This window comes from Rhodococcus opacus (assembly GCF_012396235.1).
GTDB classification, from domain to species: Bacteria; Actinomycetota; Actinomycetes; order Mycobacteriales; family Mycobacteriaceae; genus Rhodococcus_F; species Rhodococcus_F opacus.
In genome coordinates this window covers 145,928-166,690 of sequence record NZ_JAAXPA010000011.1, presented here as the reverse complement: position 1 = coordinate 166,690, position 20,763 = coordinate 145,928, and the positions used below count along the sequence as shown (strand labels likewise).

Sequence of the window (20,763 nt, the reverse complement as noted above, 5' to 3'; positions counted from 1 at the left end):
TCTCCTCGGGATTACGCGGATCATCGAGTCCCCACCATCGTCGCCGCTGCCGTGATGGCGCCGTAGAGGAGAAGGTCATCACATTCCGTACCGTTCCAGAACTTTGCGCATATCCGCGACGGCCTTCTGGCGGTTCACCGGATCCGGGATCTGGGCAAGTTGACGCTTGAGGCTCACCGCGAAGTCGGCGTAGTCGTTCTGCCAGTCGCGCCCGATCAGTTGCGCAGCATCTGTGCGGGCGGTGCCGATCAGCTTCGCGGGGGTGCCGCACTGCAGTTGGTAGCTTTCCCCGATGTTCGGGGTGACGATCGAAAGGGAAGGGTCGTCTTCAGACGCCAGTTCGGTCAGCGCCGAGATTGCCCCCGGTTCGCCGTGGGTCAGGAACAGGCTGCCCGAGATAGGCTTCCGCTCCTTGATCCAGTCCAGCAGTTCGGCCTGATCTGCGTGGGCGGAATAGCTGTCGAGGCGCCGAATATGCGCTCGCACATTGACGTCGGTGCCCGAAATTTTCACTTGCCGTGCGCCTTCGAGGATGACGCGTCCCAGCGAGCCTTGGGCTTGGAATCCGACGAACAAGATCGTCGAATCCCGGCGATGCAGATTGTGTGCGAGGTGATGGCGGATGCGTCCCGCCTCGCACATCCCCGAAGCCGCGATGATGATGACCCCCGACATGCTGTTGATCCGCATCGAGGCGGAAGCATCATCGACATAGTGGATCGAGGGATGGTGGAAGATGTCCTTGCCCCCGAGATCCTCGAGCTCGCCTGCATGCCTGGCGAATACGCTGGTCGCGCGGTTGGCCAGCGGAGAGTCGACGAAGACCGGAACGTTGGGGATGCGGTTCGCGTCGGCGAGATACGCAATGTCGAGCAGCAGTTCCTGCGTTCGTTCCAGCGCGAAGGCAGGGATCACGAGATTTCCACCACGCGAAATGGCCTTGTTGATCTCCTCTTCCAGCAGGTCACGCCGCTGGTCGATGCTCAGTCGCACACGGGTTCGGCTGCCGTACGTCGATTCGCAGATGACGAAGTCCAACCCCGATGGACCCTCCGGATCGGCGTGAAACGCCTTGTACTGAGGACCGAGATCACCGGAACAGAGCATGCGCACGCCCCCGGCGTCGACCTCCGCCGATGTTGCGCCCAGAATATGACCGGCATTCCACAGCCGCGCTCGAAAGCCTGTAGCGGGCTCGAACCATTCCTCCAACGGCACAGGACGGGTCTGCCGCCACGCCGTGAGCCCATCGTGTTCGGTGTAGAGCGGGGTAATTGTCGCCTCTCCGGCACGATCGCGTCGTCGGTTTCGGTGTTGCGCCTCGAACTCCTGGATACGCCCGGCGTCGGCGAGCATGTATTGCAGCAGGTCGGAGGTTTGGTCGGTGCAGAAGATCGGCCCTTCGAAGCCTTGCGCCACCAACTTGGGTAACAGGCCGCAATGATCGATATGCGCGTGGGTGAGAACGACTGCATCAATCGTGTCCGGCGCGAAGGTGAAGGCACCGTAGTTCAAGGTCTCGAGGGTGCGCGATCCCTGAAACAGGCCGCAGTCCACCAGGATGCGCGTGCCCTCCGACTCGATCTCCATGCATGAGCCGGTCACTGTCTTCGCAGCACCGTGAAAAGTGAGGTTCACGTGATTCGCCATGCGAGGCTCCTCGTATTTGATCTGGCTTCCGGCCGAAGCGCGCGGGTGTCGAACGACGCGACGCTGCCCTGTCCGAGGCAGCGACGAAATCCAGACTCTGATGCACTCGCTCCCAGCATCCGGGTCCGGTGCCCTTGCCTGTATCGCACGGCTCTCACGATTCGAGTGAACATCGGAGGGCAGGCGGGCCGGTAGGGTCTCCCGTCACCTCCAGGCCGCGGGTGAGTTACTCGTAGTGGCGGCGGTGTGGCGTACCAGCAGCCGTCGAGCTCGCGCGAGGTGTCCCAGGTGCACCGGCGTTCAATCGAATGCGCGAGCCCGACCGCCGTCCCACAATCGTTCGGTGACGTCCTCGAAGCACACGAGCGTGATCGGATCGTCGTGCCTGAGCAGTACCGACCTGCTCACCAGTGCACGAACGACGAACCCGTCCTGATGCGCGAGTTCGATCACCTTCCCGGCGAAGTCGTGCAGGATGGCCACCGCCTCGGCATCGTTCGGCGACGACTGCGGATCGACGAAATCCGCGACCGAACCATCACCGAGCCCGCCCTCGCCGTAACCCAGCATCCGCTCCAGCGCCCAATTCGCATGCGAGATCACACCATGCCTGTCCACCGCGAGAGCGGGCACCGGTAGCCGTCGCAGCAATACGAGGGCGGGAAGTTGCTCGAGGTAGTCCTCCGCGGTCGCCGGATTCCGGCGTCGTCTGTCGTCTTTCGGCTCCGACCGTCGTGGGGTGCCGGAGGCGGCGAGCATCGCGTCGATGCGGGTCTTGATCTCCGCGCTACTGATCGATCGCAGGGGTGGCAGGAGTTGATCGAGCCGGTGTATCGGATGGTTGCTCATATGTTCAGGCCTCCGGGTCGGGGCGGTGCGCGAGGCACCACCGCGGGTGGGTCAGATCAGCACCGCGGCGAGCGCGACACAGCCCAACACGAGGACGGCGGCGCTGGCCGCCACACACGTTGATCCGGTGCCCGATGGTCGTCCGATGGTCGTCCGATGGTCGTCCGATGGTCGCGTCGGCCCTCGGGCGGCGCCGGAAGTTCGGTAATCGGATACTGCTCATCGCCCAGGACGGCATCTTTCAGATCGGCGCGTGGACGGGTGGGGCCGCCGGCCACCGACGGTTATCGGGGATACGGTGCTCCACCACCCTCTGCAAGGATTACGTGCAGGGGTCCCCGCTGCACAGGGCAATAAGTCACTGATTCGGCCCGCCTCTGGATGCGGGTCCACGCCCCGGCACTGCCCGGGTTCGGGGGTACGGCCCGGCTGCGCGACCCGGGCGCGGTGTGGGAGTCGCCCTCCTGGCCCGAACTGCGTCCCCGAACGGTCCCCCCTGCGATCTCTGCGCCAAGCCGGTCAGCAACGTTGACCGGGTCGCGGGACGATGGTGAGAACCGACTCGATCGGGCGGCGGGGTGTCTGTCGTGGAGGAACCTGAGTGCCGGTCGAACCGATGCGAATCAGGACTTGCGGTACACCCGAGTCCGGCAGCAGGCTGCCAATCATTCTTCGACTCTGCGGCAACTCGGTCATGTGGGTCAGCGGGCATGTTGCGTGTCCGGTGGCCGTGGCTTCGAGCAGTACGGCCGATAGGGCTTCGCCGGTGCGCACCCACGCTCCACGGTCGTCGCCGTCGGTGCTGAGGACGAGCACCGTCGCTTGGTCGGGATGGAGGATGGAACCGCTGTCGGAGCCGATGGGGAATCGGCGCCCGATGTCGACGCGGGCCTGATTGTCCGCGGTGGCCAGTGCCTCCGTCGGGATTCCGTCCTCGGGGAGGGAATGTCCTGCCCACCAGTAGAGTTCGGTTTGGTAGGTGGGGTCGAGCCGCCGGGAGGCGGCGGTGAGTTCGGTGGCGGCCGCAAGCACTGGTCGGGCGCTGTGCGGCAATACCGTCAGGTGAACGCCATGCCCGCGAACCATGTCCTTCAGCGAGGCCGGTGACAGTGTATTCGGATCGACCGGATCGAACGGGCCCCGATCCGAATAGCGGCGGCGAATCGCGGAAAGCAGATCGAGATCGTGCGACTGCGGGCTTCGGGCGTAATGGTGGAACCGGATCTGGGCGACATGGGACGGGCTCGCCTGGTCGGGTACGCGGCGTATGTCGGCCAACCAGCCCAGCGCGGTCAATGCGGTGCCCAGATGATGCAGGGCCGCTCCACAGCTGACCACCAGTTGCCGCTCCGACGGGTCCGCCGAGGCGAGTCGGCGGTGGGAATCGGCAGACAAATCGAGCACACCACCGTCATAGCGCCACCGCCACGGTTGGGTGTTGTGTACCGACGGCGCTCGGCAGGCAAGGCCGACGGCGATCCGAATGAGATCGTCATCGGGGACAGTAGGCTGCATTGTCGTCTCCTCGACCGCCTGCCCGAGTTGCTCTGACGGCCCGGGGCATTCCGTCTTCAGTGTTCGCCGGTTGGGAGTTCACGATTAGGGCCGATGGTCATCGAGTGACGACTGTGGGCGTTGACCTGTGACCCTATTTTCCCGCGCACTCCCGGATCGACACTGGTGGAAGGACGACACCTCGCGAGGCCGTGGTAGTCGTGGTCGGTCCGGGATCGACGTTCCTGCACTGATGGGGTGAGGCTCATGGAGCGGTTGACCGCACAGGACGTGATGACTCTGTGGCCGGACGAGGCCGGATGGTCGCAGGACATTGGTCTCGTGGCCCTGCTCGACGCCTGTGACCTCGTCGACACGGACGGGCGGATTCTGCTCGGGGACGTCCGGACATCGATCGAGGCGCGGTTGCCTCTGGCGCCGCGTCTGCGGCAGGTGGTCTACGTGCCTCGGTGGGGTCTGGGACGGCCACTGTGGGTGGATGCGGCAGCCTTCGATGTTCGAGACCACGTGTGTGCCGTCCCGCCGGTGCATCACGCTGACGAGGCGCGGCTACTCGAGGTGGTCGAGGAGTTGCGTCGGCGTCCGCTCGACCGCTCCCGGCCGCTGTGGAAGATGTGGTTCGTACCCGGCCTGGCGGGCGGCCGGACCGCGGTCTATCTCCGGGTCCACCACGTGATCGCCGACGGCCCGGCCGGGGTGGCGATGCTCGGTGCACTGTTCGACTCTGCGCCCGACGGTCCGGCTCCTCGGGTCGAGCCGTGGATGCCGGCCCCGGTGCCGGCGGCGAACGAGCTGATCGTCGACAACCTCCGGCGTCGCCGGGCCGCGGCGGCTCGTGTGCTGGCGGCGTGTACACGGCCGGCGACGATCGTGTGTCGTACCCGGCGTGCGTGGGCATCGGTGCGGAAGATGGTCTCCGGGGGACGGGCGCCGCGATGCAGCCTGAATCGGCCGATCGGTACTGCTCGTGAGTTCGCTGTCGTACGAACCGAACTCGCAACGATGCGGAGGATCTCCGATCGGTACGGTGTGAAGGTCAACGATGTGCTGCTTGCCGTCTTCGCCGGTGGCCTGCGTGAACTGTTACGCAGTCGAGGGGAACCTGTCGACAACCTCGCGTTGCGTGCGGTCGTGCCCGTGTCGCTGCATCGGGAGCTGCCGGGGCCGGCGCGCGGGAATCTGCTTGGGCAGATGATCGTGCCGCTCCCGCTCTCGATCGATGATCCCGTCCGCCGACTGGTGTCGATAGCCGCCGACACCGCCACCCGTAAGCGGGGTGTCCGTCCGCGCCGGGGGGCCGTGGTCGGCGGCCGGACCGTCCGGTGGATTGCCCTGACTCTGCTGTCTCGGCAACGAATGATGAACACGTACGTCGCCGACGTGCCCGGCCCGCCCGTCCCCCTCTACCTCTTCGGGGCCGCCGTGCGCGAGATCGTCCCGGTAGTGGCCCTGATGGGAAACATCGCGGTGGGTGCCGGCGCGTTCTCCTATGCGGGGCAGTTCACGATCACGGTTGTCGGTGACGGTGCCGTATGCCCCGAGGTCGACGTGGTCGCCCGCGGAATGGAACAGACGCTGCGGTCACTCGAGGCGTCACGGCACCGGGACTGATCCACTCGCGAGGAGTATTACCCCGGACGATGCGAGAGTTCGCCGATTCGCCGGCGATGTCCCGTCGTGCTGTGCCACGCTCGAACGATGCAGACGGAGCGAGACCAGCTGCTGCTCACGGTGCGCAACCTCGCACGGTTTCACCGGGAACACGAGAAGTTCTATTCCGAATCACCATTTCACGACGTGATCCGGCTGCAACGCAACTCACGGGCATTGAAGGCACTGGCCGAACGGTGGTCGGTGGTCGCACCGTCCGGTGAGACGTCCCTCAGCCCGTTCGCGGGCGCTTCCGACCTCAACGATGATCGCGCCACCGAGACGCTCGGGATCCTGTTCATGGAGGGCGGTGGCGAGCCCGCGGAGATCACGAATCTGAAACGTGATCTCAGCGCGTTAGGGGAGGCGAACCGGGCGATCGGGCAGTGGCTGGCGTCGGCGATGTCGGCGGCATGGGACATGTTGGAGGCATTGCTGAGCTACCCGGAACTTGCGGATCTGCTGGCCGAACGGCACCGTATCGTGAGCAACGACTGGCAGTGCGCGTCGATGGCCGAACTCATCGCCCGCAACCTCGACCGCGCGGTCGCGATCCTCGGGCGGGTCGACTTCACCCCGGCCGCCCTGCGTGCGGACCTCACTGCACACCGTGTCGTTCCGCGGTACCTGTTCTCGGCCTCGGAAATGCTCGATTATGCCGCGGATCTCGCGGCTCGCAGCGCGGTGCTCACGCACGAGAACGAGCGACGCTGGCGGATCTTCCACGAGCGGGTCGATCAGATAGTCGGGGCCGCCGACACCCCCGGCGGCAACGAAATCCGACCGGAGGGCAGGTAGAGACCGATTGCCACGGCGTGGGCTGTTGTGGGCCCTCATCGTCGTGGTGGGTTTCAGTGGCTGGGGAGGGCTTTCGGTGCGCAGATGGCTTCGACGAACGCGCCGACGGCGTGTTCGGGCAGGTGCCGGGCGATGTCGGCTTCGCTGATCATGCCGACGAGCCGGTGGTCGTCGAGGACGGGCAGGCGGCGGATCTGGTGTTCTTCCATCACGGTGACGACCTGTTCCACGGTGGCTGCGGTGTCGACGTGGTAGGTGCTGCCCTGGGCGAGGTCGCCGGCGGTCATCGTGTTGGGATCTGTGCCGGCGGCGACGCATTTGAGGACGATGTCCCGGTCGGTGATGATGCCGTGGAGGCGGTCGTCGTCCCCGCAGATCGGTAGCGCTCCGACGTCGAGCTCGCGCATGCGTTGCGCGGCGGTGGTGAGGGTGTCGTGTTCGCCGATGCAGGTTGCACCGGTGTGCATGATGTCACGTGCTGTGGTCATGAGTGGTGATCTCCAAAATGGTTGCAAACAATTGTTTCGATGGTCCGCGCTGAGGCTTCAGTGGCCGTTGGAACCGGTGACGGCACTGGCCAGCAGGTACGTGCCCAGGAGGACGGCGGCCGGCGCGGCGATCGCGAAGGCGATGGTGCTCCAGGCGCCGATCGCCGCGAGGACAAGCCACAGGGCTCCGATGACGGGGATGATCGTCTTGGGCATGCTGTCCTCGATGGGCCGCGGGTGGGTTCGAACCGGCGGTCAGGTGGTCTCTTCGCCGGTGGGGGTGGTTTTCGTGATTTCGACGTGTTTTTCCGGTGTCGGGGATTCGGTGACCGGCATCGTGACAGTCAGGATGCCGTCGGTGTAGGTGGCGTCGATGTCGTCTTCCTTGGCGCCGGGGGGCAGGGGCATGGATCGGTAGAAGCTGCCGTAATGGAATTCGGATCGGGCGCCTTCCTTGTGTTGTTCGGTGCGTTCGGCTTTGATCGTCATTTGTCCGTCGCGGACGCTGATGTCGACGTCTTTGGCAGGGTCGACTCCGGGGAGTTCGGCGCGCAGGGTGTAGCGGCCCTTGTCGAGGTGTTCCTCGACGCGGATCATGTGGCCTTCGAGGGAGGTCCAGGGGGGCATCGCCTCGAATCTGGCCATGAGGTCGGACCAGTCCGGCAGGGACGGGAGCAGGGCCTGGTGTGGGCGGCGGGGGGACAGAATGCTCATGGTTGACTCCAGAGGATTTGGAAGTGGTTGCTGGCGTCTTCGAGTCCACTCGTCATCGGGTGAAGCCAGTAGGGCCGACGGTCCTCAATTCGCGGACTGCGGTCGGCGGCCTGACCCTTGTCTCGCACACTCGGCTCAGAGCGACATCGCCTGCCGTGCCTCGTCGAGCACGTACTTCGGCGAAGTTGTGGCCGCGACTGTCGACACTCATGTCGACGATCCGCCAAACTGACCTCGCCGATCTGCGTAGCGGGTGGTGACAGGTGTGGCGAGTCCGAACCGAGGACCCTCGGCCCTACCGTCACCACCCGAGGCGAGTGGACTCTGAAGGGGGCCGGCCCCCACTACCTCACCCGCCTCGACAGCACCGTCACGGAAATCGCACGGACCAGGACGATCGAACTACGGCACACGCACGGGCCGCCCGGGTCGGATCGCGACGAATGGAGATCGACATGCATGCAGAACCAGGGGACTGGCTGGTGGTGAAAGGCACGGTCGTCGACAGCCCGGACGAGGTCGGGCACATCGTCGAGGTTCGCCGCGCCGACGGCACACCGCCGTACCTCGTCAGGTGGATACGGGACGATCACGAGGCGCTCGTGTTCCCCGGCCCGGACGCGCATGTGGTGACGGCCGCTGCGAAGAGCGAGGAGGACAGTCACGAGCGGCGGCGCATTTCCGCGCTCCAAGACGCCATTGCCGGGAAACCGCACATCGAGCAGCGGACTCTCCGAACCCGCCCCCGAAAGTCCTGATCTCGATCAGGACTGGGTGAGCTGAACGTCTGCGACGCCCGGCACGGTCTCGGCGAGGGCAGTCACTACCCCCCGTTCCGGATCGTCGAGCGCGAGCCCGGCGATCGTCACCTTGCCGTCTGCGATCCGCACCGTCCACCGCCGCGATCCCGCATACACATCGAGGCGGTGTTGCACTTCCCTCGCTATGTTCGTGTCGTCCATCGTCAGGATCTCGAGAAGATCACGCCGGGTGACGATTCCGATGACGTCGTGTTCGTGGACGATGGGGATCCCGCGCAGACCTGAGCGCAGCATCGCAGACGCGAGGTCGCTGACGTCGGTGTCCGCTGTCATAGCGACGACTGGGCTGGTCATCGTCTCGGCCGCTGTGACATCGGCTCTGGGGAGCGTAGCGAACTTTTCGCGGAGCAGATCGCCCTCGGAGACGATGCCCACCAGATGCTGCGACTCGTCGACGACCGGCAGGACGGTGAACCCCGAACTCGCAATGATGCGGAGGCATTCGTCGACCGGGGTCGACCGAGTCACAGTGGTGACCGGGCTACTCATGATCTGTTGCGCTTGCATGACAGCTCCTTCCTTTCGACAAACCGGCGTTGCAATCGGGCGCCGACAGGCGGCAGGGCCGACGCGTCGTTCTGGCCCGACCTACGTCAACGGCGGACGATCAGCAGCGGGCAGGTGATGGAGTGCAGAAGCGCCCGGCTGGTCGAACCGAGCAACAGTGAGGCGAAACCACCACGCCCCCGGCTGCCTGTCACCACCAACTGCGATTCCCGTGCTTGCTGGAGCAGGTGGTGAACCGGTCGATCTCGGACGACAACTTTGCGGACGGACACGTCCGGATACTTGTCCTTCCATCCGGCGAGGCTCTCCGACAGGACGGCCTGTTCGGCGGTTTCGATTGCCGACCAGGGAAGATCGTTGTCGCTGAGATCGGCGGGGGTAACGGTCAACAGGCTGAAGTCGCTCCACGCGTGCACCGCCACGAGATCGACGCCGCGCAGAGAGGCTTCCTCGAAGGCAGCCGCGATGGCCGGTTCGCTGTTCGGCGAACCGTCGACACCGACCACCACCGGACCGTCCAATGGCGGCGCATCCGTCTCGGGCATTCCGCGGATCACCGCCACCGGGCACGCTGCATGACTGGCGACCGCGGAGCTGACCGATCCCACCAGGCCGCCGGTGAACTCTCCGAGGCCACGGGAACCGACGACCAGCATGCGAGCCGACTTCGCGGCGTCGAGCAGGACCGTCACGGCCGAGCCGTGACGTAGCGCCGTCCGGAGGGTGAGATGGTTGCCGGGCACGCTCCGCCGGGCGAGTTCGGCGGCCGTGGCGAGCCGCTGGGTACCCCCGTATTCGACGCCGGTGAATGCGCCTGCGGACAGGTTGACAGCGTCGCCGAACGTGCCGGGCGCCTTCAGGAGGGACGACACCAGAAGTAGCGGGGCTCGGTGGTGGACGGCCGCGTCGGCTGCCCAGCGCACGGCGTCGAGCGATTGCGCCGATCCGTCCACACCTACGACGATCGGTGAATCTGTCTGCATGTCGATTCCTCGTCTCTGTTCGTTCGTGCAGGCCTGGTCGAGAATGTGCCACCGCCGCGTGACCGTCTCGAGAGGGCACACAGCCCTCTCCGGATCGCGGGGCGGCCGCTCACAGCGAGTTCACACCGTGGAGAAGTAGGGCGGGCAAACCCGGGACCATCAGTCCGACACCGACCGACACGATCGCGGCGCCGACGACACGGTGGTGTGGATTGCGGAAGATGCCGAGTCCGATGAAGACGATCGTTGCTGCGCCCCCGAGGACGGTGAGGGGAGACGTCACCGACAATGCCGCGAGGCCCACGACGGTGGCGGCGGCGACCCATGGCCATCGCAGGTCTCGGGCTTCGAGATATCTTGCTTGCATTGCTACGTCCCACCGGGAGATGTCGATTCGGGCGGGAAGTGCACCTCGGCGATGCCCGGCACGGTGTCGGCCAGGGCGGCGATGACATTTCGTTCCGGGTCGTGAGGCGTGACGCCGAAGATCGAGGCGGAGCCGTGGGCAACGTCTACGCGCCATCGGCCGGCTCCACCGTAGACGTCGAGGCGGTGCTGCACTTCCTTCGCGACCTGAGCGTCGTCGGTCGTGAGGACGGCGATGAGATCGGGACGGGTGACGATCCCGAGGATGTCGTGATCGTGGACGATGGGGATGCCGCGCAGCCGAGATCGAAGCATGGCGGATGCGAGTTCGCTGACCTCCGCGTCGGCCGTCATCGCCACCACGGGACTGGCCATCACGTCGCCTGCGGTCATCTCGTCCGGCTGCGAATCGGCCCCGCCCAGCTCACGGAATCGTGCACGGAGGAGATCACCCTCGGACACGATGCCCACGAGATGCTTCCGCTCGTCGACGACCGGAAGCACCGTGAAGCCCGAACTTCCGACCAACCGAAGGCATTCGTCCACCGAGGTGGATCGGTCCACCGTGGTGACCGGGCTGCTCATGACGTGTCGTGCCTGCATGACGACTCCTCTCCTCGTCCCTCAGCGTCGGCGTGCCACTGTCACCGGACAAGGGTCCTAGGACCTCACCTCGTCGCATTCCTCGGTGTTGGTTCGAACGATCCCCCGGAAGGGTCCAAATGCCCTGGTGACGAGATCGCCGGTGCGCGATTGTGGAGTGAGCACGGAGGTGGAAAGAATGGTCAAGCGTTGGCTGGTCATGGAGACCGAGAACGGCGACCTGCGAATGCCGTTCGCTACGCGTCTCGCCGGGGCCGGCCGGCATCTACCCGCGACACATCTCACGACCACGGACCTGATGTCGACCACCCGTCACTCGACTCACATCGACCTCGAGCGGCTCACCGGGATCCGCGAGCGCCGGGTGTCGGTGGGGGACGAGGACTCCTACACACTGGCGATCTCGGCGGCACTGGATTGCCTGGAACGGTCGAGCCGGGACGCCGGGTCGATCGACGTGGTGGTCAGTTGTAGCATCACCAAGTTTCACGGCGGTCTCACCCAATGGCTGGAACCGACGATGAGTAGTGCGGTCGCCCAGGCGATCGGCGCGCAGGGGGCGATGACCTTCGATCTCTCGAACGCGTGCGCCGGCATGTTGACCGGTGTGACGGTGATGAACAACTGGATCCGTCAGGGAATCGTCGAACGGGCACTCGTCGTCAGTGGTGAGTACATTTCGCAGCTCGGACAGAATGCTGCCCAGCACATCCGGAACATCATGAGCAAGGAGCTTGCGTCCCTCACGCTCGGCGACGCCGGGGCCGCGCTGCTCCTCGAACGTGCCCCCGCCGGATCGGCCGGGATCGGTTTGGCCGGATTCACCACCGTCGCCGACTACAGTCGGCTCTGTCTCGCGTACCCGAAGGGCGGCGACCCCGGCGCCCGGATGTTCACCAATTCGCGGGGGATCCAGCGGGCGGCGATCGCGGACACCCCGCTGTTGTTGCACGAGGTGCTCGACGCCGCCGGGATCTCCCTCCACGACATCGATCACGTGATCACACACCAAACCTCGGCGCGGGCGATCCGCAAAGGGATGGCCGAGGTGACCGCCACGCTGGGCGATTCTCCACGGCACGACGCGGTCATCACCGTCGACCGCTACGGAAATACGGCCTCGACGACCCACACCGTCGCGCTGGTCGAGGAACTCGAAGCAGGCCGCATCCGAGCGGGTGAGACCGTGGCGTTGATCGCCCTCGCATCGGGTTTGGAGATCGGCGTCGTTCTGTTGACCCTGGACGAGGAATTGGTGGCACGCTATGGGCACAGTCATTGATCGGCTCGACGTCACACGAGGCGGCTGGCGTACCCGCCACAGTGCATTGCATCTCGCGGTGTCGGCCGCCCAGACCTGCCTCGAACGGGCCGGTCGGAATGCCGACGACCTGGATCTGCTCGTCAACGTCGGGTTGTACCGCGACCGGAATCTGGGAGAGCCCGCCCTCGCGGCGCTCATCCAGGAAGATATCGGTGCCCACCCGGAGGACCCCCACGACGACACGCACGGGACCTTTTCCTTCGATGTCGCCAACGGATCCTGTGGGGCTCTCAACGGTCTGCAGATCGTCGACGGATTCCTGCGGTCGCACACGATCGACTGGGCGCTGGTGGTTGCCAGTGACGCCGATCCCGGACGTGGGATGAGCGAGCACTTTCCGTTCGCGCCGACGGGTGGAGCCATTCTCTGCCGCTGGACCGACGACGAATTCGGCCTGGGCCCCGTCCATTGGGTGAATCGCTACGATGCCGGTGAAAGTTTCTGCGCCACCGTCGGACTCGAGGACGCCCGGAACGTACTGCGGTTCCGGGAATCGGATTCGATGGACGAGCGATTCGCGACCGCCGGAGCGCAGGCGGCACGGGAATGCCTGGAAGCATCCTCCCTCGACCTCGCCGATGTCGATCTGATCGTGGCCGCTCCCGCCCGGCGGAAGTTCCGCGCGACGCTCGCCGAGCACCTGGGCGTCCCCGTGCCACGGATCGTGGTCGCGGACGACGAACGGATGCATACCGCGTCCCTCGTGGCGGCCCTGGACCGCCGGACGGGTGGTATCCCGGCCGGGAACCGAGTCCTGATCATCGCCGTGGGTGCAGGGGTCACCGCCGGCGCCGCCCTGTACAGCGAACACCCCTGAGCCCGGGCAAAGGCATCTGAGCCCGGGCAAAGGCATCGTCGGGTCAGCCGGCCGCGCCGTGCCCGACACCCTGCATCGCCGCGTGCTCGTGCAGCGCGAGCTCGGCCTCGTGGTGTGCCGGTTGGAGATCGAACACGACCTCGTGGACGGTCCCGGTGAACCGGTACGGGGCCTTGTCCTCGTAATCGCGGTCGACGACCAGGCCGTTGTCGCGGCCCACGTCCATTCCCGCGTACGAACTGAAGGCCACGGGCACCGTCCGGGGCATATCACCTTCCCCGATCAGTTCGTCGTTCGCCCACAAGGACACGTGACCACCGCTGCCCGGTTTGGGCTCGTCGGTCTCGAACAGCATCTTCACGGTGACATCACCGGTCGGAATCTTCTGCTCGGACGCCTGCCTGTAGGTCTCCACACCGAGGAAGGAATACGTGTGGTGGAGTATGCCGGTGCCGTCGACCCACAGTGCGAAGCCGCCGATGAAGTCGGCGTTGGCAACGACGACACCCTCGGCGCCGTCCTCGGGTACGTGAAGGTTCGCTTCGATGGCGTACGAGCGTCCCGCCACACGAGGGACCATGCCGCGCTGCACGTTCTGGACGTCGCCCTTGAAGGTGAATCGCGTGGTCGTCGGCATCGGCGGCAGCAGGCCGAAGAAGATCGACATTCCCCCGAGCAGGGGGAGAGCCCGGTTGCGTTCCGCCTCACGCCACCACAGCTGCTTCAGCTCCTCCAGTCTGTCGGGGTGATCGGCGGCGACGTTGTGGGCCTGAGAGAAGTCGTCGGGCAGGTAGTAGAGCTCCCAGACATCGTCGTCCGGGTTGTAGACACCCGGTGCGAACCGTTTGATGGTCTCCGGGGAGAAGTCCCAGGGGGCCTTGTCCAGGCGGGTGCACGCCCACCAGCCGTCCTCATAGATCGCGCGGCTGCCGAACATCTCGAAGTACTGCACCGTGTGCTGTTCGGCGGCGTCGGCGTCGGCGAATGTGGGGAGAAAGCTCGTTCCGTCCATGGGTTCCTGGTCGATCCCGTCGACGGTGGTCGGTTCGGGCAGCCCTATCGCGGCGAGCACGGTGGGGGCGATGTCGATGCAGTGGGTGAACTGCCCCCGCACCTGTGAGTCGGGGGTGATCCGGTTCGGCCACGCGATCACCATCGGGTCGCGGTCGCCACCGAGGTGGCTGGCCATCTGCTTGCCCCACTGGAACGGGGTGTTGTTCGCGTGCGCCCAAGCGGCGGCGAAGTGCGGAGCGGTGTGGTCGCCGCCGAGCGCCTCGATCCCACCGTATTCGTCGATCAGCTTCAACTGGTGTTCGGCGTCGAGTACCACCCCGTTGAGGAAGGTCATCTCGTTGAAGGAGCCGGTGATCGTCCCTTCCATGCTGGCGCCGTTGTCACCCCAGATATAGAAGACGAGCGTGTTGTCGAGGTCGCCCATGTCCTCGATCGAGTCGAGCAGCCGCCCGACGTTCCAGTCGGCGTTCTCGGAGTACCCGGCGAACACCTCCATCTGCCGGGCATAGAGCTTCTTCTGGGAGTCGGACAACGTATCCCAGGCGGGAAACAGGTCCGGTCGCTCGGTCAGTTCGGTGTCTGCGGGAACGATCCCGAGTACCTTCTGACGCTCGAGCGTCTTCTCGCGGTAGGTGTCCCAGCCGTCGTCGAATTGCCCCTTGTATTTGTCTGCCCATTCCTTGGCCACATGGTGCGGGGCGTGGCTGCACCCGGTGGAGTAGTACATGAACCACGGTTTCTGTGGGTCCTGAGCCTGGACACCGTGGAGCCACTCCACCGCCTTGTCGGTGAGGTCGTCGGGGAAGTAGTAGCCGTGACCGTCTTTGCCCTCCGGGACGCCGAGGACCGAGTTGTCCTGGGTGACGATCGGATCGTATTGTCCGGCCGCACCACTGAGGAATCCCCACCAGTGGTCGAAGCCCCACCCCTGCGGCCAGTTGTCGAAGGGTCCGGCGGCGCCCTGCACGTTGTCCGGGGTGAGATGCCACTTGCCGAAGCCGCCGGTCACGTACCCGTTCTCGCTGAGAATCCGGGGGAGTGCGGTGCAGCTTCTCGGCCGCACGGCCGTGTATCCGGGGAAGGGGCCCGGGTACTCGGCAATCGAGCCGAATCCCACGCGGTGGTGGTTGCGGCCGGTGAGAAGCCCCGCCCGGGTGGGCGAGCACACCGCGGTCACGTGAAAGCGGTTGTAGGTCAATCCCTGTTGCTGAACCCGGCTCAAGGTGGGGGTGCGGATAGCACCGCCGAAGGTGTCCGGGCCACCGAAACCGGCGTCGTCGATCAGCACGATCAGCACGTTCGGAGCACCGTCCGGTGGCTTCGGCCCGGGCACGATCGTCCAATCCGGTACGGAGTCCTGCACCGTGCGGCCGATGGTGCCCCCGAAGGTTCGGTTGGGGATCGGTAGCCGCGTGCGGTCCGGATCGAACTTTCCCATTGCCGCGGCCAGGGACGCCTCGAGGTCCCTCAGGCTCGAACCATCCAATTCCGCGACCGACTTCAGGGGGGCGCCGCCGAGCGCCTGCTCCACCGGCAGCCGGCTGCCCGACGGCAGGACCGCGATCACCACACATGTCCCGGAGGCCAGCGCCTCACCGATCTTGGTCTCGAGGCCGCTCGTGATGCGGTGTGAGGCGAACTTGCCTGCCAGCGCGCCGGCACCGGCGCCGACGGCGGCTGCAGCCAGCATCGGCGGGGCGAACAACCCCACCACCAGGCCGACCCCGGCACCCCAGCCGGCGCCTTTACGGCCCAGATGGTCGCCCGTGTCGATCATGGTGAGGTTCCCGTCCGGGTCCTTCGTTACCAGGACTGCACCCCGAAGGGTGATCTGCTTGCCGCGCACCTGAGCGGTGAGCGCGTCGAAGTCCTCACGGGCACGGTCGAGGTCCGGATAGCCGGCGACGAGGACCAGCGCGTTGTCTTCAGTCATGGGGGACTCTCCGTCATCGGTGTCGCCGGTTCTGTGTGGGCGGCCTGCTCTCGATGCTCGTCCGGCGGCAGACTCGGCGACAAGGATCTAAAGACCTCAGTTGCGCCACTCGTCCCGTTTGCGAACGGTGCCTGATCAGCCGCACTCGCGGCGGCGGCCGAGATCGATCCGTCGCGGGACGAAGCCACGCCTCGGGGGCCGTGGTCGTGCAGCTTCGGTGCCGGCGGCCGATGCGAGGGCCCGGATCGTGAGAAGCATCTTCCGGCTCATGACGAAGCCGATCGGCTCCATCAGCAGAGGCCCGAAGAAGAGACGGCTGACGAGTCCGGGGCCGCAGGAGCTGCAGCCCCGCTCGATCAACCGGGTGCGCCCAGCCTGGTCGCGAAGAAGATGAAACGCCCAGATGGAGGCGTCGCCGGTGCGGGGGTCGCGGGCATGGAGGACCAGGCGTGCATTCGGTTCGACCGACGCGACAGTCAGCGGGGGCGCTTTCGGGTGCAGCCGCACTTCGTCGCCGGTGTCCAGGTTCTGGTAGTCCCGAAGTACCTTGTCGGTGTTACGCACGCGACAACCGATGAGGTTCTCGAGTCCGACGTAACTGTAGAAGCCGCCGCGGCCCTGACCCAGCTGGACGATCCAGGGCCACACCACTTCCGGCGGCGCGTCGACCGTGACGGCGTGCGTGTAGCGCCATGCGGGGTGGGGGATCAGCTCGTCTCCCGGCAGCGCTGCCGCCGCCTCCGTTGCGGTCGCGCCCCACGTCGTGCGCCGCCGGCGCAGCGGTTTCGTCAGGATCACGTGCGTCGCAATCAACACCGCACCACCGAGGGACTGCCGGATGACGGCCGAGCGCGCCACGACGGTACCTCCTGTCGGTCGAGGTTACGTCCCATCATCGAGCCGCAGACCGGAGTTCGACAGGGTATTTCGGCCCCGCGCGAAGTGGCGGTGACTTTGGACCCTGTGCGGTCCGAAGTCGACGGTGTTCGCTGGACCATGACGACGAGGAGACCTCATGAACGTGCAACAGACGGTGGTCGAACACCGCTGGGTCAAGCCGATCGATCAACTCGGATTGGCGGACGCACCATCGGTAGGGGGCAAGGCGGCCAATCTCGGTGAGCTGACGCGCGCCCGCTATCCGGTCCCACCAGGATTTGCCGTCACCGCGGAAGGCTACCTGGGGGCGATGGACGAGGCGGGAGTGCGCGACACCCTTCGGGAACACGGGTTGCCGAAAGCCGGGACCGACGACAACACCCTCACCGCAGCGTCGCACGAGTTGCGGTCGACCGTACTCGGCGTTCCGATGCCTGCTGCCCTGCGGGCGGAAATTCTCGCTGCGTATCGTGAGCTCGGCGCGGGGGCGCCGAGGGTCGCGGTCCGCTCGTCCGCCCCCGCCGAAGACGCGGCCGACACCTCGTTCGCAGGTATCCACGACAGCTTCGTCGGCGTGTCCGGTGACGACGCGCTGATCGAGGCAATCGGCAAATGCTGGGCGTCGCTGTGGTCCGAGCGCGCACTCACCTATCGCAGCGTTCAGGGAGTGACCGACGAGCCGTCGATCGCGGTCGTCGTCCAGTTGATGGTGGACGCCGACCAGTCGGGCGTGGTCTTCACCGCAGATCCCAGAACCGGTGCACGCGATCGCATCGTCGTCGAAGCCGCGACCGGACTGGGCGAGGTCGTGGTGGGAGGCCAGGTGGAGCCGGACACCTATGTGGTGGCGAAGTCGGGATTCGCAGTGATCGACGCCCACATCGGGTCACAGTCCTTCTCCATCACCGCGGATGACGAAGGGGAGCATTCGGTAGAGATTCCCGCCACGGCACGAGGCCGACGCGTTCTCACCGACCAGCAACTCGAACGATTGGCGTTGCTCGCCGTCGCTGTCGAAGACCATTATCACGTCCCCCAGGACCTCGAATTCGCGTTCGCCGCAAATCGGTTGTGGATCGTCCAGACGCGCCCCATCACGACTCTGGGACAGCCCCGGGCTCGCACGGAGGAACATCGCGAATCGACGAGCAAGGCCCTCGTCCACGGGCTCGGCGCAGGCCCCGGAACCGCGACCGGCCGCGTCCGCATCCTGCGGTCCGTGTCCGACGCCCACCGGTTGTCCGACGGAGAGATACTCGTCGCACCCATGACACGCCCCGACTGGCTTCCCGTGCTGCGCCGTGCGGCGGCGATCGTCACGGACGGCGGCGGGATAACCTGTCACGCCGCCATCGTCGGTCGCGAGCTGGGACGTCCCGTGGTCGTCGGTACCCGGACCGCCACCACCGAACTGGTGGAGGGGGCGATCGTCACGGTCGACGGTGATTCGGGGGTGGTCTACGACGGAGCGGTATCCACCTCTGCACCGGAGTCGTCGGCGAAGGGTGCCGTTTCCGCACCGCGACCGGTGACGGAGCGGACCGGTACGGGGTCCGCACCGGAGGCGACGGCCACCTCCGTGTACGTCAACCTCGCCACACCGGACGCCGCCGACCGTGTGGCCGCTTCCGACGTCGACGGAGTGGGGTTGCTGCGCGCCGAGTTCATGATCATGGACGCGCTGGGTGGGACACACCCGGCAGCGATGATCGCGCAGGGACGCCGCGACGAGTACGTGGCCGAGATGGCGGCGGCGGTCGAACGCATCGCCGCCGCGTTCACGCCGCGCCCCGTCATCTACCGGGCGATCGATCTACGCACCAACGAATTCGCCAACCTTTCCGGTGGCGACGTGGAGCCGCACGAAGACAACCCGATGATCGGCTACCGCGGCTGCTTCCGCTACGTGCGCGAACCCGAACTGTTCCGCCTCGATCTCGACGTGCTGTTCACCGTCAGGAAGCGCTACCCGAACGTGCATCTGATGATCCCGTTCGTCCGCACCCGGTGGGAGCTCGCTCAGTGCCTTGCCGACCTCGACTCCCATCCACTGGGCGCGGATCGCCGCATGCACCGATGGATCATGGCGGAGGTCCCCTCCGTCGCGTACTGGATTCCGGAGTACGCGGCCCTCGGCATCGATGGCGTCTCCATCGGTACCAACGACCTCACCCAACTCGTGCTGGGAGTCGATCGGGATTCCGAGATCTGCCGGGATCTGTTCGACACCATGGACCCCGCCGTACTCGACGCCATCGACGTCATCATCGAGCGTGCCACACGTGCCGGGCTCACCACCTCCCTGTGCGGGCAGGCAGTGTCGACCAACCCCGCTCTGGCGGAACATCTCGTACGCAACGGCATCACCTCGGTGTCCGTGGCACCGGACGTCGCCGCCATTACGCGCCACAACATCGCGGCTGCGGAACGCAGGATCCTGCTCGACCGAGCGAGGTCAGACCTGCGAACGTCCGCGGATGGGGACCGGCGAGGAGGAACCCGATGAGCGAACCCGTCGCGACACTGATCAGCAGCACCGGCGACTCCGTCACCGTGCACGGTCCCGGTGGCACCGACACGGTGCTGCCGGTCGCCGTGTGGCAGCTGCCCGACGCCCGTCAGGTGGTCGTGGTGGGGGAGGGCGGTCCGCTCATCGTCGCCGATATCGACGGGGCGCAGCTCGCCGAGGCGATCCAGTCGAGATGGCGCGGCGCCACCATGCTGGAGCGCCGCACCCGTCCCATCGCATCGACAGGTGACCCACGAGCTTATGACGCCGTGTACTGTCAACTCGCGCTGGATGGTTCACGATGCGATCCGAACTACGCGGAACTGAGTGCGGCCGGTCTCCATCTCGCACACGCCTGACTATCCGACGATGGTGCCCGCGGCGGATCCGTCGGTGAGCAGTTGATAGAACCTCTCGACGTCGGATCGCCGGCACAGGGCGGTGCCCGGTGTCTGCAGCATGGCCGCCCCCGCGGCGATCCCGTACCGCACCGAGTCGCTCAACGAACGACCCTGTGCCAGGCCGCACACCACGCCGGCGACCATGCTGTCGCCCGCACCGACACCGCTGACCACCGGGACCTGGACCGACGGGAGATACTCGTCACGGTCCCGCGTGATCAGCAGAGCGCCATCGGCACCGAGCGAGAGGACGACGACCTGGGAGATCCCCCGGTCGATGACTTCCCGAGCCGCAGCCACCTGGTCGTCGATCGCCGACAACTCCCGCCCCGTCCAGTCCCGGAGTTCGCGAATGCTCGGTTTGACGAGAAACACACCACCCCGAAGTTGTCTCAGGGCCGGACCGGACGTATCGACGATGACTCGCGCACCGAGGTCGCCGACGACGTCTGCCACCTGCTGGTAGAAATCGGCGGGCACACCCGGTGGCAGACTTCCGCTCACCACCACATAGTCGGCGCCCGACGCGACCTCGATGACCAGGTCGAGACAGGCCACCTGTTCCCTTGCGGTCACTGTTGGTCCCGGCAGGACGAAACGGTACTGCAGACCCGTCTCGTTCTCGTTGATCGTCAGGCTCTCCCGTGTGGAACCGCGGATCGTCAGGCTCCGGATCCCGACACCCTCGGTGGCCACGAGATCCTCGAGGGCCCGGCCGGTATGGCCGCCCGAAGGAAACACCGCCGTCGCGGGAGTTCCGAGAACGTGCAGTACCCGGGCCACGTTCAGTCCGCCGCCGCCGGGATCGCGGCGAGGTGCGCCGCAGCGCACCTTGTCGGTCGGCACCACCCGATTCGTGCTCGTGGTGATGTCGAGCGCAGGATTCATCGTCAACGTCACGATGTCGGGCATGGGCTCTCCTGTCGTCGGGCACGCCGGGCC

20 protein-coding genes are annotated in these 20,763 nt (G+C 66.2%); 7 read left to right on the top strand and 13 right to left on the bottom strand.

Annotated elements, in window-relative coordinates; genetic code table 11:
- Positions 1–78 precede the first annotated feature (78 nt).
- From HGB39_RS17235 to HGB39_RS17225, 3 genes are all read right to left on the bottom strand, one after another.
- On the bottom strand, positions 79–1,650 hold the full coding sequence (locus HGB39_RS17235) for an MBL fold metallo-hydrolase RNA specificity domain-containing protein (RefSeq protein WP_005563439.1): 1,572 nt from the start codon (positions 1,648–1,650) through the stop codon (positions 79–81).
- Positions 1,651–1,950: 300 nt separating this feature from the next.
- The gene (locus HGB39_RS17230) at positions 1,951–2,499 is read right to left on the bottom strand and encodes a PAS domain S-box protein (RefSeq protein ID WP_005563437.1); all 549 of its coding nucleotides are present in this window, start codon (positions 2,497–2,499) and stop codon (positions 1,951–1,953) included.
- Between the two features lie 519 nt (positions 2,500–3,018).
- On the bottom strand, positions 3,019–4,014 hold the full coding sequence (locus HGB39_RS17225) for an Acg family FMN-binding oxidoreductase (RefSeq protein WP_005563433.1): 996 nt from the start codon (positions 4,012–4,014) through the stop codon (positions 3,019–3,021).
- 246 nt (positions 4,015–4,260) lie between these two features.
- Here HGB39_RS17225 and HGB39_RS17220 point away from each other — a divergent pair, with 246 nt between their 5' ends.
- Positions 4,261–5,625, top strand: a complete 1,365-nt coding sequence (locus HGB39_RS17220) for a wax ester/triacylglycerol synthase family O-acyltransferase (RefSeq protein WP_043788185.1) — start codon at positions 4,261–4,263, stop codon at positions 5,623–5,625.
- An 87-nt stretch (positions 5,626–5,712) separates the two neighbouring features.
- Complete coding sequence (locus tag HGB39_RS17215) at positions 5,713–6,462, top strand: hypothetical protein (RefSeq protein WP_005563428.1); 750 nt, start codon at positions 5,713–5,715, stop codon at positions 6,460–6,462.
- Positions 6,463–6,515: 53 nt separating this feature from the next.
- Here the strand turns inward: HGB39_RS17215 and HGB39_RS17210 are convergent, their stop codons facing one another.
- From HGB39_RS17210 to HGB39_RS17200, 3 genes are read right to left on the bottom strand one after another with little or no spacing between them, the layout of a single operon-like run.
- Positions 6,516–6,950: a CBS domain-containing protein gene (locus HGB39_RS17210; RefSeq protein WP_005563426.1), complete on the bottom strand. Its 435-nt coding sequence runs from the start codon at positions 6,948–6,950 to the stop codon at positions 6,516–6,518.
- A 57-nt stretch (positions 6,951–7,007) separates the two neighbouring features.
- Entirely contained in the window at positions 7,008–7,166 is a 159-nt protein-coding gene (locus HGB39_RS17205) for a hypothetical protein (RefSeq protein ID WP_037205825.1), read from the bottom strand.
- A gap of 39 nt (positions 7,167–7,205) precedes the next feature.
- Positions 7,206–7,664: an Hsp20/alpha crystallin family protein gene (locus HGB39_RS17200; protein WP_005563423.1), complete on the bottom strand. Its 459-nt coding sequence runs from the start codon at positions 7,662–7,664 to the stop codon at positions 7,206–7,208.
- Between the two features lie 455 nt (positions 7,665–8,119).
- Here HGB39_RS17200 and HGB39_RS17195 point away from each other — a divergent pair, with 455 nt between their 5' ends.
- Entirely contained in the window at positions 8,120–8,422 is a 303-nt protein-coding gene (locus tag HGB39_RS17195; protein ID WP_240482675.1) for a DUF1918 domain-containing protein, read from the top strand.
- Between the two features lie 6 nt (positions 8,423–8,428).
- On the opposite strand, the gene HGB39_RS17190 is transcribed toward HGB39_RS17195, so the two are convergent.
- The 4 genes from HGB39_RS17190 to HGB39_RS17175 all read right to left on the bottom strand — a co-directional run bounded on the left by HGB39_RS17190 (position 8,429) and on the right by HGB39_RS17175 (position 10,944).
- Positions 8,429–8,992, bottom strand: coding sequence for a CBS domain-containing protein (locus HGB39_RS17190; protein WP_005563421.1), 564 nt, complete (start codon positions 8,990–8,992; stop codon positions 8,429–8,431).
- 86 nt (positions 8,993–9,078) lie between these two features.
- Complete coding sequence (locus HGB39_RS17185) at positions 9,079–9,975, bottom strand: universal stress protein (RefSeq protein ID WP_043788197.1); 897 nt, start codon at positions 9,973–9,975, stop codon at positions 9,079–9,081.
- Between the two features lie 109 nt (positions 9,976–10,084).
- Entirely contained in the window at positions 10,085–10,342 is a 258-nt protein-coding gene (locus tag HGB39_RS17180) for a hypothetical protein (protein ID WP_005563417.1), read from the bottom strand.
- A gap of 2 nt (positions 10,343–10,344) precedes the next feature.
- The gene (locus HGB39_RS17175; RefSeq protein WP_005563414.1) at positions 10,345–10,944 is read right to left on the bottom strand and encodes a CBS domain-containing protein; all 600 of its coding nucleotides are present in this window, start codon (positions 10,942–10,944) and stop codon (positions 10,345–10,347) included.
- Positions 10,945–11,122: 178 nt separating this feature from the next.
- Between HGB39_RS17175 and HGB39_RS17170 the strand changes: the two genes are divergently transcribed.
- The gene (locus tag HGB39_RS17170; RefSeq protein ID WP_005563413.1) at positions 11,123–12,226 is read left to right on the top strand and encodes a 3-oxoacyl-ACP synthase III family protein; all 1,104 of its coding nucleotides are present in this window, start codon (positions 11,123–11,125) and stop codon (positions 12,224–12,226) included.
- Complete coding sequence (locus HGB39_RS17165) at positions 12,210–13,085, top strand: 3-oxoacyl-ACP synthase III family protein (protein ID WP_005563410.1); 876 nt, start codon at positions 12,210–12,212, stop codon at positions 13,083–13,085. Before HGB39_RS17170 ends, HGB39_RS17165 begins: the two co-directional genes overlap by 17 nt.
- A gap of 43 nt (positions 13,086–13,128) precedes the next feature.
- On the opposite strand, the gene HGB39_RS17160 is transcribed toward HGB39_RS17165, so the two are convergent.
- Entirely contained in the window at positions 13,129–16,032 is a 2,904-nt protein-coding gene (locus tag HGB39_RS17160) for an arylsulfatase (protein WP_005563408.1), read from the bottom strand.
- A 135-nt stretch (positions 16,033–16,167) separates the two neighbouring features.
- Entirely contained in the window at positions 16,168–16,890 is a 723-nt protein-coding gene (locus HGB39_RS17155) for a hypothetical protein (RefSeq protein WP_005563406.1), read from the bottom strand.
- A 157-nt stretch (positions 16,891–17,047) separates the two neighbouring features.
- Here HGB39_RS17155 and ppsA point away from each other — a divergent pair, with 157 nt between their 5' ends.
- A complete protein-coding gene (gene ppsA, locus HGB39_RS17150; protein ID WP_005563405.1) occupies positions 17,048–19,417 on the top strand; it encodes a phosphoenolpyruvate synthase in 2,370 nt (789 codons plus the stop codon).
- A complete protein-coding gene (locus tag HGB39_RS17145; protein WP_005563404.1) occupies positions 19,414–19,779 on the top strand; it encodes a hypothetical protein in 366 nt (121 codons plus the stop codon). Before ppsA ends, HGB39_RS17145 begins: the two co-directional genes overlap by 4 nt.
- Here HGB39_RS17145 and HGB39_RS17140 read toward each other — a convergent pair whose 3' ends face one another.
- A complete protein-coding gene (locus HGB39_RS17140; protein WP_005563403.1) occupies positions 19,780–20,733 on the bottom strand; it encodes a 1-phosphofructokinase family hexose kinase in 954 nt (317 codons plus the stop codon). It lies immediately after the preceding gene.
- Between the last annotated feature and the right edge of the window lie 30 nt (positions 20,734–20,763).